An 11,949-nucleotide genomic window follows, 5' to 3' on the forward strand; every position below is an offset into this window, starting at 1 on the left:
CCCTCGCTGTTGGTGGCTATAGGTTGCCACCATGGCGCCCAGACGCCTCGGCGAGGGGCGAGTCCATCCAATTACCGGTCCTGCTGCTGTTGCCTCGGGGTCGCGGCAGTATCGACCCGCACTACCACCGACATGCCTGGACGCAGGCGCGGCGCCAGCTCTTGGTCCGGGTCGATCGCGATCCGCACCGGCAGACGCTGCACGACCTTGGTGAAGTTGCCGCTGGCGTTGTCCGGGCGCAACACGCTGAATTCCGAACCCGTGGCCGGCGCGATCTGCTCGATGTGGCCGCTCAACCGTTCCCCGTCGAAGGCATCCACCGCGAAAGTGGCCGGTTGGCCGATGCGCATCTTCCAGGTCTGGCCTTCCTTGAAATTGGCCACCACCCACAGCGTGTCCGGCACCAGGAACAGCAGCTGCGAACCGGCGGTGACGTACTGGCCCAGGCGCACCGACGCTTCACTGACCTGTCCGTCGCGCGGGGCGTGGATGACCGTGTTGGCCAGATCGATCCGCGCGAGCTCGAGCTGCGCCTTGGCCGTTTCCACGCCGGCTTCCAGGCCTTTGCGCGCTACCTGGGTGGAGGTCAGTGTCTCTTCGGCAATGCGGATCTGCGCCTGCGACTGCTGCACCGAGGATTGCGCGGCCTGCGCGCTGGTGCGGAACTTGTCGCGGTCGTTCAGCGCCACCAGCTGCTGGTCGGCCAGTTCTTCATAGCGCTTGAGTTCGGTGCGCGAGCGGGCGAGTTCCGATTGGCCGGCCGACAGTGCCGCCTGGGCCGCGCCGATCTGCGCGCGGTTCTGTGCCTGCGCCTGGTCGGAGTTGGCCAAGGCGGCCACCGCGCTGTCCAGGTTCGCCTGCGCCTGCGCCACCTTTTCCTTGTAGATGCGGTCATCGATGCGCAGCAGCGGTTCACCCTGCCTGACGTGCTGGAAGTCCTTCACCAGCACGTCGGTGACATAGCCGTTGACCTGCGGCGCCAGCACGGTGATCTGGCCGCGCACATAGGCGTTGTCGGTGCTTACCCAGCTGCTGTTGAATGGCCACAATGACCAGGCGCGCAGGATCAGCGCGATGCCGATCAACGCCACCACGATCATCACCGCTACGCTGCCCCGGCTGGGCTTGAGGTACTTCGGTGCACTGCTTGGCGCTGCGGCGGCGGCCGGCGCAGCCGGTGCGGTTACCGGTGCGGCATCGGTGGGTACCGGCGGGTTGACCTCATCAGGATTGTCATCGCGCGGAGGCGTCGTGGACATGGAAGGACCTATTGCAGGGAAACGGGGTGGGGATGGCGTTTGCGCCACTGCTTGAGCACGGCGGTGCGCAACGACAACAACAGCAGCCAGCCCAAGAAGATCAAGGCAACCCGGCCACTCAACGAGAACACGTCATTGAAGCCGCGCACGTTGGCCTCACGCCGGGTGATCTGTGCCAGCTGCGCGGTGCCCTGGGCACTGCGCTGCACCGGATCGGTGAGCAGCGGCGCATAGATCTGCTGCTGCAGTTTCAGGCGCTGGGCGACCACGCCATCGCTGGGGTCGAGCTGGCTGACAAAGGCGGTGGAATAGACCTGCTCACGATGCAACTGGAACGTGCCCAGCACCGCCGAACCGGCCAGCCCGCCCAGGGTCTGGGTGATCGACAGCGTGACCAGGAACGTGATCATGTGGTCGGTGCCCTGTTTCAGCGCCTGGGTGATACCCATCATGATCAAGGGGCCCATGAACATGCCCGCGCCCATCGAGGCCAGGAACTGGCTGAGGAAGAAATCGTGCGGGCGGTCCTGGCTGGTGCGGCTCTGGTCCAGCAGCGCGGCGGTGCCCAGCAGCAGGATCGCCATCAGCAGCTGCGCGACGATGCGTTTGGGCCCGAAGGTCAGCGAGCTGGTGGCAATGCCGGTAATCACCCCGGCCAGGATCACCACGAACAGTGGCCGCATCTGGTCCGGGCCCATGCCCAGCTGGCGCATCAGGCCGATCACCCCATAGGACTGCTCGGTGGTGAGGAAGCGGATCAGGAAGGCGCCGAAGATGAAGTGCAGGGTTGCCGGGCTGGCCAGCCAGCGGGTCTGCAGCAGCGGGTTGCGCCGGTAGTGTTCCACCACCACGCCGGTGGTGCCCAGCGCGACTGAGGCGACCAGTGCCCAGGCCAGCCACGGCGTGTCGAACCACCAGCGCAGGTAGCCTTGGGCCAGCACCACGACCAGCAGCGCCACCGCCGGTGCGAACAGCGCGAAGCTGAGGAAATCCATCGGCTCGAACACCTTGATCTGCGCACCGGGCGGCAGCTTCAGCATCACCACCGCGGCGAATGCGCACAGCGCCAGGCCGGCTTCGAACAGGTACAGGTTGTGCCACTGGCCGGTATCCACCAGGCCCGGCGACACCAGCCAGGCGATCGGCAACGCCATCTGCGAAATGCCTACGCCGATCACCAGCAGGTTGCCGGTATAGCGTCGCGGCAGCGACTGCAGCATGTACAGCGTGCCCAGCGTGCTGCACGCCGCGCCGGCAAAACCGCTGGCCGCGCGCATCATCAAGGTGGTTTCAAAACTGCCCACGAACAGGTGCAGCACTGCCAGCGCGGCATACAGCCCCAGGCCGATCTCGGCGAACAGGCGGATGCCGTACTGCTGGCGGAACTTGAAGGCCAGCAGGTTGGCAGTGACATTGACCATCGCATAGGCGGCCACCAGCCAGCTTCCCTGGGTCGGGGTCAGCCCGAGCTGGCCCTGCAGGAACGGCAGGTTGGCGGTGACCAGCGCGTTGCCCAGCCCGCCGGTGATGCCCACCAGCAGCGCGACCAGCGCATAGGCGACACGGCGGTGCGGGGGATGCCACGGCATCGACGCCGAGCCGGGCAGGGTCGGCTTTTCGTGTTCCTCCCAATCGGGAATGGGCTTGAGGTACTCGGGCATCAGCGACTCCCGTCGACCTGTCCGCCCAGCCCTCCGCGCAGCAGTTGCAGAGCGCGCCCGGCCAGCCGCGCGCGCTCCTCGCGGGTCTTGCCGCGCAGTGCGGCACCCAGCATGCTGGAAATCAGAGAAATATCGGCCGCCTGCAGGTCCGGGCGGCACAGGCCGGCATCGATCGCGCGCTGGATGGGCGCCTTGAGCAGGGCGTGCACGGTCTGCCGCGCCGCCTTGATCGTGGGTTCGTCCGGGTCCACTGCGCGCCAGTAGTCGGCCAGCGCGGGCGACTGCACGATGCGCGAGGCCATGCCCTGCAGCACCTCGAACAAGGCATCGTCGCGATCGCCCAGGGTTTCCACCTGGCGCGCGATGCGGGCCACGGTGCGGTCCAGCAGTGCTTCGATCAACGCGGTGCGGTCGGGGAAGTTGCGGTACAGGGTGGCGCGGCCGACCTGGGCCTTTTCGACCACCAGGTCCAGCGGTGCGGTCACGCCATGCTGGCCGAACACGCTGTCGGCGGCATCGAGGATCAGGGCGCGGCGGGCAGCCGCATCGGCACGTTGACTTTGCATGGGCTATTTTCGGACAGGAATGTCCGCAATGGAAGCCGGGCAGGCGATGCCGGTATGAGGCCGCTCTGCTTGGTCAACGAGGCGTGAAGTCAGCGCGCCGCCAAAAAAACGGGGGCCCAGAGGCCCCCGAAGGTCAAACAGTGACCCCAGCGGGGATCAGAAGTACGCGCGGATGCCGAATGCCACGCCACGGCCGGGCAGCGGCGAGTAATCGCGCAGCAGCGAGGTGTGCGCACGCGCCTCGCGGTTGGTCAGGTTGTTGCCGTCCAGGAACACCTCGTAGCTGTTGCTGTCCGAGCGGTCCCAGCGGTAGGCGAAGTGCGCGTCCACCAGGGTGTAGCCCGCGCTCTCGGCTTCGTTCTGCGCGGTGTCCTTCTGGCTGCTGTAACGCACTGCACCCACCGAGGCGCGCCAGCCATCACGCGACCAGCGCAGGTCGGCGCCGACCCGTGCCGGGGAGATGCGCGGCAGGTAGCCGCTGTTGGCCAGGTCCACGGTGTAGTTGTGGTCGTGGTCACCGTGCGGCACGGCGATGTCGACACTGCGGCTGCCGCTGCCATCCAGTTCGGCCTTGACGTAGTCACCGAACACGCGCAGGTCCCAGTCGCCGCTGTTGCCTTCGAACAGGTGCACCAGGGCTTCGGCCTCGGCGCCCTTGAAGGTAGCGTCCTGCTGGGTCCACAGGCGCACCGGCAGGCTTTCGACCACGCCGGTGTCGGCCAGGTAGATGAAGTCCTTGAACTTCGTCTGGTAGATCGACGCGGAGAAATCGAGGCGGTCGCTGTGGGTGTGGATGCCGAGCTCCACGCGCTGGCCGCGTTCGGTCTTCAGGTTGGCATCGCCGATTTCCAGCGAACGGGTGGCGATGTGCGCGCCGGCGGCGTACAGCTCTTCGTTGGTCGGCGCGCGCTCGGATCCGTCCACGCCAAAGCGCAGGTCCACCGCGTCGTTGAGCTTCCAGATACCGGCCGCCGAGAGGTTGGTGGCATCGAAGGTGCGCGCGCGGTAGTCGCCGGTCGGGTCCAGCTTGACCTGGTCGTGGCGGCCGCCCAGTTCCAGCTTGAACGGGCCGAACTGCTTTTCCTGCAGCACGAACAGACCCACGTTGCGGGTGCCGGTGTCCGGCACGAAGGCTTCTTCGCCCTTGGCGCCGAAATCGCTGTTGCCGAACTGCAGCCCGAACGCGCCGTCCCAGCCGCCGATCTGCTGCTGCACGGCTTCCAGGCGGGCTTCGACGCCGCGGTTGGTGAAGCGGGTGGACGGCGTGCCAGCTTCCAGCTCGACGTGTTCGTAGTCGGTGTAGGCGGTGCGCAGGTTGATGTTCTTCAGGAACGACACGGGGTTGTAGATGCCGCCCTTGGCTTCGAAGCGGTTCTGCACCATGTCGATGCGCACGTCGTGCTCGTCGCCTTCTTCTTCCTCGTCGCCATGGTCGTGGTCATGATCATGGTCGTCGTCGGCATGCACGTGGGCGCCGTTGGGAATGCCGTAGTTGGTGCGGTAGGTGCTGGCCGAGGCGCCGAAATAGCCGCCTTCGCCGAGCCAGGTGGCGCCGACGCCGCCGGCGCGGGTGCGGATGGAGCTGTTGTCGAGCGTGCCGCGGCGCGGTTCGTCGGTGTCGCCCTCTTCGTGGTCGTGGCCGCTGTGGTCTTCCAGGCCGTCGATTACCGCGTAGCCGGGAATGCGGTAGTCATCGCCGTTGCGGACCAGGCCATCGACATGCAGCACCCAGTTGCCGTTCACGCCATCGAGCCGGAACATGCCGCTGCGTTCGTCGTTGACCGAGTTGCCGCGCACTTCGGCGCGGCCGCTGAGCGGACGGTCGGGCAGGTCGCGGGCGATGCGGCCATCCACCACGTTGACTGCGCCGCCAATGGCGCCACTGCCGAACAGCAGGGTGGCCGGGCCCTTGAGCACTTCGATCTGGTCGGCCAGGAATGGTTCGATGCTGGTGGCGTGGTCGGCGCTGACGGTGGAGGCATCCATGTTGCCCATGCCGTTGGACAACACGGCCACGCGCGGGCCTTCCTGGCCACGGATGATCGGGCGGCCGACGCCGGGGCCGAAGAAGGTGCTCTGCACGCCGGGTAGCTTGGCCACGGTGTCGCCGAGGGTGCCGGCCTTCTGTTCGTCCAGGCGCTCGCCGGCGAGCACGTCCACGGGGCGCGCCAGCGATTCGGCATCGCCCTGCAGCGGGCTGGCGGTGACCTTCACTGCGGACAGTTCGGTCAGGTGGTGGTCACGCTCGGCGGTATCGTCGGCGGCGAGGGCCAGGGTGGGGAGCAGCGCAACGGCAAGCGCCAGGGACAGGGCGTGCGGCGTGAGGGAGCGGGAAGAGCGCATGGGCAAGGGGTCCGTCGGTCAAATTGTTACAATGTATCAATGGTGGGGCGCGCCAATCCCGTCAAATCGGGAGGGTGGAACCGGGTGCGGCAGGGGGAGGGAGTGCGCGTCGGGATTGATGTTATATTATTCCATAACGCTTCGCCGACCCTGCTGGAAGTCATGCCCCTGTTCCCCCGCCTCCGTCATCTGTTGGATCGCTTTGGTGCCACCGGCTCGCTGCTGTGTGCGGTGCACTGCGCCGTGCTGCCTGTTCTGCTGGCGGCGGCGCCCTCATTGGGGTTGTCGGTGTGGCTGGGCGACGGGGTGGAACTGGCGTTGGTCAGCTTCGTGACCCTGCTGGGGCTGTTCAGCCTGGTGTGGGGCTATCGCCGCCACGGGGCGCTGCGCGCGCTGGCCTTCCTGGTGCCGGGCCTGACTGCGCTGTGGGCGGGGCTGCTGTACGGGCCGCTGCACCATTCGGCGGTGCCGCATGCGGTGGTGATGACGCTGGGCGGGGTGCTGGTGGGTGTTGCGCACCTGGTCAACCTTCGCCTGAACCACGGGCACGTCCATGATGCGAGCTGTGCGCACTGAGGTGCTGTGGTAGGCTTTCCGATCGTGCGCGGGGGCGTCTGCAAGGACGGGCCCGCCGAACCCGTGTCAGCACGGGGTAATCAGATTTCAGACTAAGGAGTTGACGACATGGGTAAGGGTGACCGCAAGACCGCCAAGGGCAAGCGCTACAACGCCAGCTACGGCAATTCGCGTTCGCACGCGGTGAGCAAGGTGGCCGTGGGCGCAGCTGCGCCGGTCGCCAAGAAGACCGTGGCCAAGGCCCCGGCAAAGAAGGCAGTGGCCAAGAAGGCTGTTGCCAAGGCCGGCTGATCGCTCAGCCAGGTCCGACGAAGAAACGCGGCGCTTGCGCCGCGTTTTTTTTGGTTTCGAGCAATGTGATTGCGGACAACCCGATAGTGCCGGGCCCTGCCCGGCAGCTTCATGCAATTTGGCGAACAGCCGGTGGGCCTTGCGTGGCCTGAGCTGGGCCGGCGGGTGCGGGTTTGCGGGACACGCCGTAAACCCATCCATGGGGGCTTGGCAAAAACATCCATGTTTTTGACAGTCCCGCAAACCCGCCCCCGCCGACCCTCGACGGTGTGTTGGTGGCCACGGAAGATCAACGGCGGTGTCGATCATCTTCATGCGTTACCGGCCGCGGTGGCGCTGCATGCCGTCGTTCGGGAACCGACGCTACCGGACGAGGTTGATTCAGCGTACCCAGCCGGGTACCCGGCCCCACGTTCATTCGGCGTACCCGCTGCGTAGGGACACGCCATGCGTGTCTGATTTTCGTATCCGCACGCGACCATCTGTCGGGGAGGCCGGCGGGCAGCTCCTGTAGGGACTGTCAAAAACATGGATGTTTTTGCCAAGCCCCCAAGGATGGGTTTACGGCGTGTCCCGTAAGGGGCTGCCCGTCGGCCTCCCCAGCACGGAAAAACTGAAACGCTGCGATTCGCGCCAACCCATCAGCAATTAAAATCACTTCAACGCAGGAACCAGCGTCTCGGGATTGCCATCGTTCGGGGCGGCCGGAATGCCCAGCAGACGTGTCATCAACGGGTAGAGGTCTACGTTGTCGAAGCCGGGCAGGGTGGCGCCCTGTTTGAACGATGGACCGCGGGCGATGAAGATCGCGCGCATCGAGGGCAGGGCGTTGTCGTAGCCGTGCGAACCACGGTCGCCGGGTTTGCGCTCGGCCAGGCGCTCACGGGTCAGGGCGTTCCAGCCTTCGTGCATCTGGCAGATGATCGGCGGGATGCGCGGATTGGAGCCGTACTCCCAGCGCGCCGGCAGCGTCTGCCGCGTCCAGCAGTCGTAGTTCGCGTGCGCGCCCAGCAGGATCGCCTCGGCCGCCGCTTGTTTTCCAGGCAGCGGGGCGAAGCCGATCGACTGGCCCGTCGACACGTTGCTGGCGATGGCGGGGTCGACCATGTCTTCCACCGCGATGGTCTGGCCATCGGGTACCTGCGCCATGCCGTGGTCCGAGACCACGATCAGGTTGGTGCTGTCATCCAGGCCGCGTGCCGCAAGGCCGTCGAGCAGGCGACCGATGGCCGTGTCCACCTGGACGATGGCGGCGGCGTACTCGGGGGAATCCGGACCGTAATGGTGGCCGGCCTTGTCGACCTGCTCCATGTACAGGGTGACCAGCCGCGGCGCATCCGGGCCGTCATCGCCGACCCATCGCAACACGTCATCGACGCGGTCGGCGAGGGGCACATCGGGGCTGTATACCCGCCACTGGCTAGGCCGCACGCCCTGGATGGCCGCCTCGCTGCCTGGCCACGACCAGGTGGCGCTGCGCAGGCCAGCCTTCTCCGCGCCGACCCAGATCGGCTCGCCACCCCACCAGCGCGAATCGGTCACCGCCTCCGGCAGGTTGACCTGGAACCGACCCAGCGCCTCTTCCTGCATGCTGTTGTGGATGATTCCGTGGTGGTTCGGGCGCAGCCCGGTGACCAGCGTGTAGTGGTTGGGGAAGGTGAGCGACGGGTACGACGGCGTCATCCAGCGGGCGCGTACGCCGTCGTGCGCGATGCGCGACAGGTTCGGCGTGATGCCACGGTCGAGCATGTCCGCACGCAGGCCGTCGATCGAGACCAGCAGCAGTTTCGGCGTAGTGGCCGCCAGCGCGGCGGCGCCGGCGACAGCCGCTGTTGGCGGCGTGGGCGTGGGCGGGGCGCTGGTACAGCTGGTCAGCGCGAGGGCGGCGGCAAGCGCCAGCGAAAGGCGGACGGAAATCATCCGCCCATGATAGTTCGCCGCAGTGACGCGGCGAAGACAACCGATGGCACGGTCAGGCGAACAGCGGCTGCGTGCGCGATTCGAGTTCGAGCAATGCGGCCTTGGTTTCCAGGCCGCCACCGAACCCGGTAAGTGCGCCGCTGCTGCCGATCACGCGGTGGCAGGGCAGCACGATGGGCAGTGGGTTGCGTCCGTTGGCTGCGCCCACCGCGCGGCTGGCCGTGGGCTGGCCGATGTGGCGTGCCAGCTGCACGTAGCTCCAGGTTTCGCCGAACGGAATGTCGGCCAGCGCCTTCCATACGCGCAGCTGGAACCCGGTGCCGTGCGGGGCCAGGGGCAGTTCGAAGCCGCTGCGTTCGCCGCGCAGATACTGCAGCAGCTGGGTGCGCGCTTCGCGCAGCGCATGCGCATCGCGCTGCCACTGTGCGCGGCCCTTGGCGTCGTAGCGGTTGTTTTCGAACAGGATGTGGTGGATGCCCTGGCTGTCGCCGGCGACGGTCAGTGCGCCGATGGGGCTGTCGAAGGTGTCGTAGAGCAGGTTCATGCGGTTACTCCGAAGCGGACGTGGCCAGGTGCCACAGGTGCAGCACGGCGTACGCACGCCAGGGCCGCCAGGCCTGCGAACGGGCCTCGGTGGCACGCTCGGTCAGGCGGGTATCGCCGCCCAGCACCTGCTGCAGCACCAGGTCGCCGGCGGGGAAGGCATCGGGCAGCGCCAAGGCGCGCAGCGCGATGTAGTGCGCGGTCCACGGCCCGATCCCCGGCAGCGCCACGCAGCGTTCGATGAAGGTGTCCAGGCGCTGGCCGGCATGGAAATCCAGCCTGCCGTCGGCGACGGCGGCGGCCACCGCGCGCACGGTGGCGGCTCGGCTACGCGGCAGGCCGATGCCTTCCAGCGGCGCGTCGGCCAGCTGCTGCGGCGTGGGGAACTGGCGGTCCAGGCCCTCGGGCATGTCGTCCAGCGCGGTGCCGAAGCGGTCTACCACGCGCCGCGCCAGGGTAATGGCCGCCGCCACGCTGACCTGCTGGCCCAGCACGGCGCGCACCGCCACTTCGAAGCCATCCCAACCGCCGGGTACGCGCAGCCCGGGACGTGCGGCGATACCGCGCGCAAGCAGCGGATCCTGGCCGAGCGTGGCGTGCACGATGCGCAGGTCCGCGTCCAGGTCGAAGATGCGCCGCACCCGGCGCACGATGCCGGGGATCGCGCGCGGATCGACCTGGCCCAGCTGCAGCAGCAGCTCGGGCCGGCGCGGGTCGGCGGTGACCCGGATCACCGAGGGGCGTTCGGCCGGGCCGATCACGCGCTGGTAGCTGGTGTCGTCGATCTGCTCGATGCCGGGAATGCAGCGGCGGCGCAGGAAGCCCAGCATTGCGGCAAAATCCAGCGGCGGCCGGTAGCCCAGGCGCAGGGTCAGCGCGCCGTCGGCCAGCACGCCGCGCTGGCGCCGGATCGCGGTGGGCGGCATGCCGCAGCCTTCCACGAACGCGGCGTTGAACCGGCGCAGGCTGTTGTAGCCGGCGGCCATGGCCACGTCGGTGACCGGCAACGCGGTTTCGGTCAGCAGCTGCTTTGCCAGCAGCAGCCGGCGGGTAGCGTGGATCTGCGCCGGGGCCGCGCCCAGCCGAGCCACGAACAGCCGCTGCAGCTGGCGCGCGCTCAGGCCGAGCCGGGCGGCCAGGTCGCCCACCGCCGCATCCTGCAGGAAGCCATCGTGGATCAGCGCCAGGGCGCGCTGCAGGGTTTCGTTGCTGAGTGCGTCCTGCGCCTCCGGGGCCAGTTCCGGCCGGCAGCGCAGGCAGGGGCGGAAACCGGCCGCCGCCGCAGCGGCGGCGGTGGGGTAGTAGTCGACATTGACCGGCTTCGGCGCCGGCGCCGGGCAGACCGGACGGCAGTAGATGCCGGTGCTGCGCACGGCAGTGAAGAACACGCCGTCGAAGCGCGCATCGCGGGCCAGACGGGCGCTTTCGCAGGCGGCGTAGTCCAGGGGCAGGGCGGTGTCCATGGAGCTCAGTCTATGCGCCTGGCCGGGGCCCGGCTCGCCGTTTTCGGACAGCAATGCCGGGCACGCCCGGTGCGGTTCAGGGCAGGTTCCCGCGATGCCGGCCGGGCGCACTAGACTGTGCCTTCATGTGCCGTTTTCGGCACGCCCTTTGTCTGGAAGCCGGGTGTCCATGCTGCTCAAGTCGTGCGGGTTGTTGCTGTTGTGCCTGGGGCTGGCCGCCTGCAGCCAGCTGGAGAACCCCGGCAACGTCACCGCCGCCGACAAGGCGGTGCGGGCGCAGACCGCCGACGGCGACCACATGGTGTCATTCAACGCCGCCGATGCACCGCCGGCGCCACCGCCGCCGCCCCGCAAGGGCGAGCAGGGCTGGCCGACGGTAGCGCTGGACAACGGCAAGGCCTGGCTCAGCTGCGACACCGAGTACGCCAACGACGGCGGCGACGGCGCCGCGTTGGAGGCGCTGGACCGGGCGAGCCTGGAAGCGGCCATCGCCCCGTGCGTGGAACGTGGCCTGCTGCGCGTGCGCTACGCGGGCAAGATCAATCCCGGGTTCGCCGAACTGGTGGCGCGGATCGCACTGGTGGCCGACGCCCAGCGCGTCTCGCGGCGCATCCTGGACCTGGATTCCAGCGGTGGCCAGGTCGAAGCGGCGATCGTGGCCGGTGACCGCATCGGCGAATCCAACTGGACCATCTGGGTGCGCGAAGGCTCGGTCTGCCACAGCGCCTGCGTGTTCGTGCTGGCGGCCGGTGACAACCGGCTGGTGTCGGGCAAGGTCGGCATCCACCGCATGATGCGGATCAGTTCCAAGGCGACCTCGCGTGCCGAGCTCAACCTGGAACTCCACGAGGTCTACGACAACGTCAAGGATTACCTGCAGCGCAACGGCGTGGCCGTCGGCGTGGCCGACCTGATGATGACCGTGCCCAACCGCAGCCTGCGCCTGCTCAGCAGCGAGGAGCTGCGCCAGTTCGGCCTGGACGGCACCAATGCGGTGCAGGACGACCTGGAGCGGATCAAGCAGATGCGCAAGTGCGGCGACGATTTCGTGCGTCGCAAGGATGCCTTCCTGGTCGCCTTCGACCAGGAATGCAAGCGCGAAGGCAGCGAGCTGGACGTGATTACCCGCTGCGGGCAGACGCTCAAGCAGCGCTTCGGCTTCCCGGATGTGACCTGCCCGGACGAAAGCCCGCTGTCGGAAAACGATGTGTCCACGCTGTTGCCCACCGGCGGGAAGCCGCGTGATGCGGTGGCCGAACGCACCGCCAGCGACGCCGATCAGCCCCCCGCCGAGGCAGCCGAACGCAACTGACGGCCTGCTCACGGC

10 protein-coding genes are annotated in these 11,949 nt (G+C 67.9%); 3 read left to right on the top strand and 7 right to left on the bottom strand.

Translation table 11 applies throughout. The features are described 5' to 3' along the window. Nucleotides 1-71: 71 nt before the first annotated feature. The 4 genes from KVS69_RS14970 to KVS69_RS14985 all read right to left on the bottom strand — a co-directional run bounded on the left by KVS69_RS14970 (nucleotide 72) and on the right by KVS69_RS14985 (nucleotide 5,835). Nucleotides 72-1,259 (bottom strand): HlyD family secretion protein, encoded by a 1,188-nt coding sequence (locus tag KVS69_RS14970; RefSeq protein WP_217538741.1) that lies wholly within the window; start codon nucleotides 1,257-1,259, stop codon nucleotides 72-74. Between the two features lie 8 nt (nucleotides 1,260-1,267). Then, on the bottom strand, nucleotides 1,268-2,923 hold the full coding sequence (locus KVS69_RS14975) for an MFS transporter (protein WP_217538757.1): 1,656 nt from the start codon (nucleotides 2,921-2,923) through the stop codon (nucleotides 1,268-1,270). Continuing rightward, nucleotides 2,920-3,486 (bottom strand): TetR/AcrR family transcriptional regulator, encoded by a 567-nt coding sequence (locus KVS69_RS14980; RefSeq protein ID WP_068850351.1) that lies wholly within the window; start codon nucleotides 3,484-3,486, stop codon nucleotides 2,920-2,922. The genes KVS69_RS14975 and KVS69_RS14980 overlap by 4 nt, the downstream gene beginning before the upstream one ends. 156 nt (nucleotides 3,487-3,642) lie before the next feature. After that, nucleotides 3,643-5,835 (bottom strand): TonB-dependent receptor, encoded by a 2,193-nt coding sequence (locus tag KVS69_RS14985; RefSeq protein ID WP_217538742.1) that lies wholly within the window; start codon nucleotides 5,833-5,835, stop codon nucleotides 3,643-3,645. A gap of 156 nt (nucleotides 5,836-5,991) precedes the next feature. Between KVS69_RS14985 and KVS69_RS14990 the strand changes: the two genes are divergently transcribed. Further along, complete coding sequence (locus KVS69_RS14990; RefSeq protein ID WP_217538743.1) at nucleotides 5,992-6,405, top strand: MerC domain-containing protein; 414 nt, start codon at nucleotides 5,992-5,994, stop codon at nucleotides 6,403-6,405. Nucleotides 6,406-6,513: 108 nt separating this feature from the next. After that, complete coding sequence (locus tag KVS69_RS14995; RefSeq protein WP_068850363.1) at nucleotides 6,514-6,696, top strand: 30S ribosomal protein THX; 183 nt, start codon at nucleotides 6,514-6,516, stop codon at nucleotides 6,694-6,696. A gap of 654 nt (nucleotides 6,697-7,350) precedes the next feature. On the opposite strand, the gene KVS69_RS15000 is transcribed toward KVS69_RS14995, so the two are convergent. From KVS69_RS15000 to KVS69_RS15010, 3 genes are read right to left on the bottom strand one after another with little or no spacing between them, the layout of a single operon-like run. Further along, complete coding sequence (locus KVS69_RS15000; protein ID WP_217538744.1) at nucleotides 7,351-8,616, bottom strand: ectonucleotide pyrophosphatase/phosphodiesterase; 1,266 nt, start codon at nucleotides 8,614-8,616, stop codon at nucleotides 7,351-7,353. A gap of 52 nt (nucleotides 8,617-8,668) precedes the next feature. Continuing rightward, nucleotides 8,669-9,160: a methylated-DNA--[protein]-cysteine S-methyltransferase gene (locus tag KVS69_RS15005; protein WP_093533142.1), complete on the bottom strand. Its 492-nt coding sequence runs from the start codon at nucleotides 9,158-9,160 to the stop codon at nucleotides 8,669-8,671. A gap of 4 nt (nucleotides 9,161-9,164) precedes the next feature. Next, nucleotides 9,165-10,622: a DNA-3-methyladenine glycosylase 2 gene (locus KVS69_RS15010; protein WP_217538745.1), complete on the bottom strand. Its 1,458-nt coding sequence runs from the start codon at nucleotides 10,620-10,622 to the stop codon at nucleotides 9,165-9,167. Nucleotides 10,623-10,794: 172 nt separating this feature from the next. On the opposite strand from KVS69_RS15010, the gene KVS69_RS15015 reads away from it, so the two are divergent. Beyond that, complete coding sequence (locus tag KVS69_RS15015; protein ID WP_179197315.1) at nucleotides 10,795-11,934, top strand: hypothetical protein; 1,140 nt, start codon at nucleotides 10,795-10,797, stop codon at nucleotides 11,932-11,934. Nucleotides 11,935-11,949 lie beyond the last annotated feature (15 nt).

It is taken from the genome of Stenotrophomonas sp. GbtcB23, from assembly GCF_019091045.1.
In the GTDB taxonomy this organism is placed as follows: domain Bacteria; phylum Pseudomonadota; class Gammaproteobacteria; order Xanthomonadales; family Xanthomonadaceae; genus Stenotrophomonas; species Stenotrophomonas rhizophila_A.

Bases quoted from the DNA above. Each gene is read 5' to 3' on its own strand.
- KVS69_RS14970 (WP_217538741.1), bottom strand. From the start codon at position 1,259: ATGTCCACGACGCCTCCGCGCGATGACAATCCTGATGAGGTCAACCCG.
- KVS69_RS14980 (WP_068850351.1), bottom strand. From the start codon at position 3,486: ATGCAAAGTCAACGTGCCGATGCGGCTGCCCGCCGCGCCCTGATCCTC.
- KVS69_RS14990 (WP_217538743.1), top strand. From the start codon at position 5,992: ATGCCCCTGTTCCCCCGCCTCCGTCATCTGTTGGATCGCTTTGGTGCC.
- KVS69_RS14995 (WP_068850363.1), top strand. From the start codon at position 6,514: ATGGGTAAGGGTGACCGCAAGACCGCCAAGGGCAAGCGCTACAACGCC.
- KVS69_RS15000 (WP_217538744.1), bottom strand. From the start codon at position 8,616: ATGATTTCCGTCCGCCTTTCGCTGGCGCTTGCCGCCGCCCTCGCGCTG.
- KVS69_RS15005 (WP_093533142.1), bottom strand. From the start codon at position 9,160: ATGAACCTGCTCTACGACACCTTCGACAGCCCCATCGGCGCACTGACC.
- KVS69_RS15010 (WP_217538745.1), bottom strand. From the start codon at position 10,622: ATGGACACCGCCCTGCCCCTGGACTACGCCGCCTGCGAAAGCGCCCGT.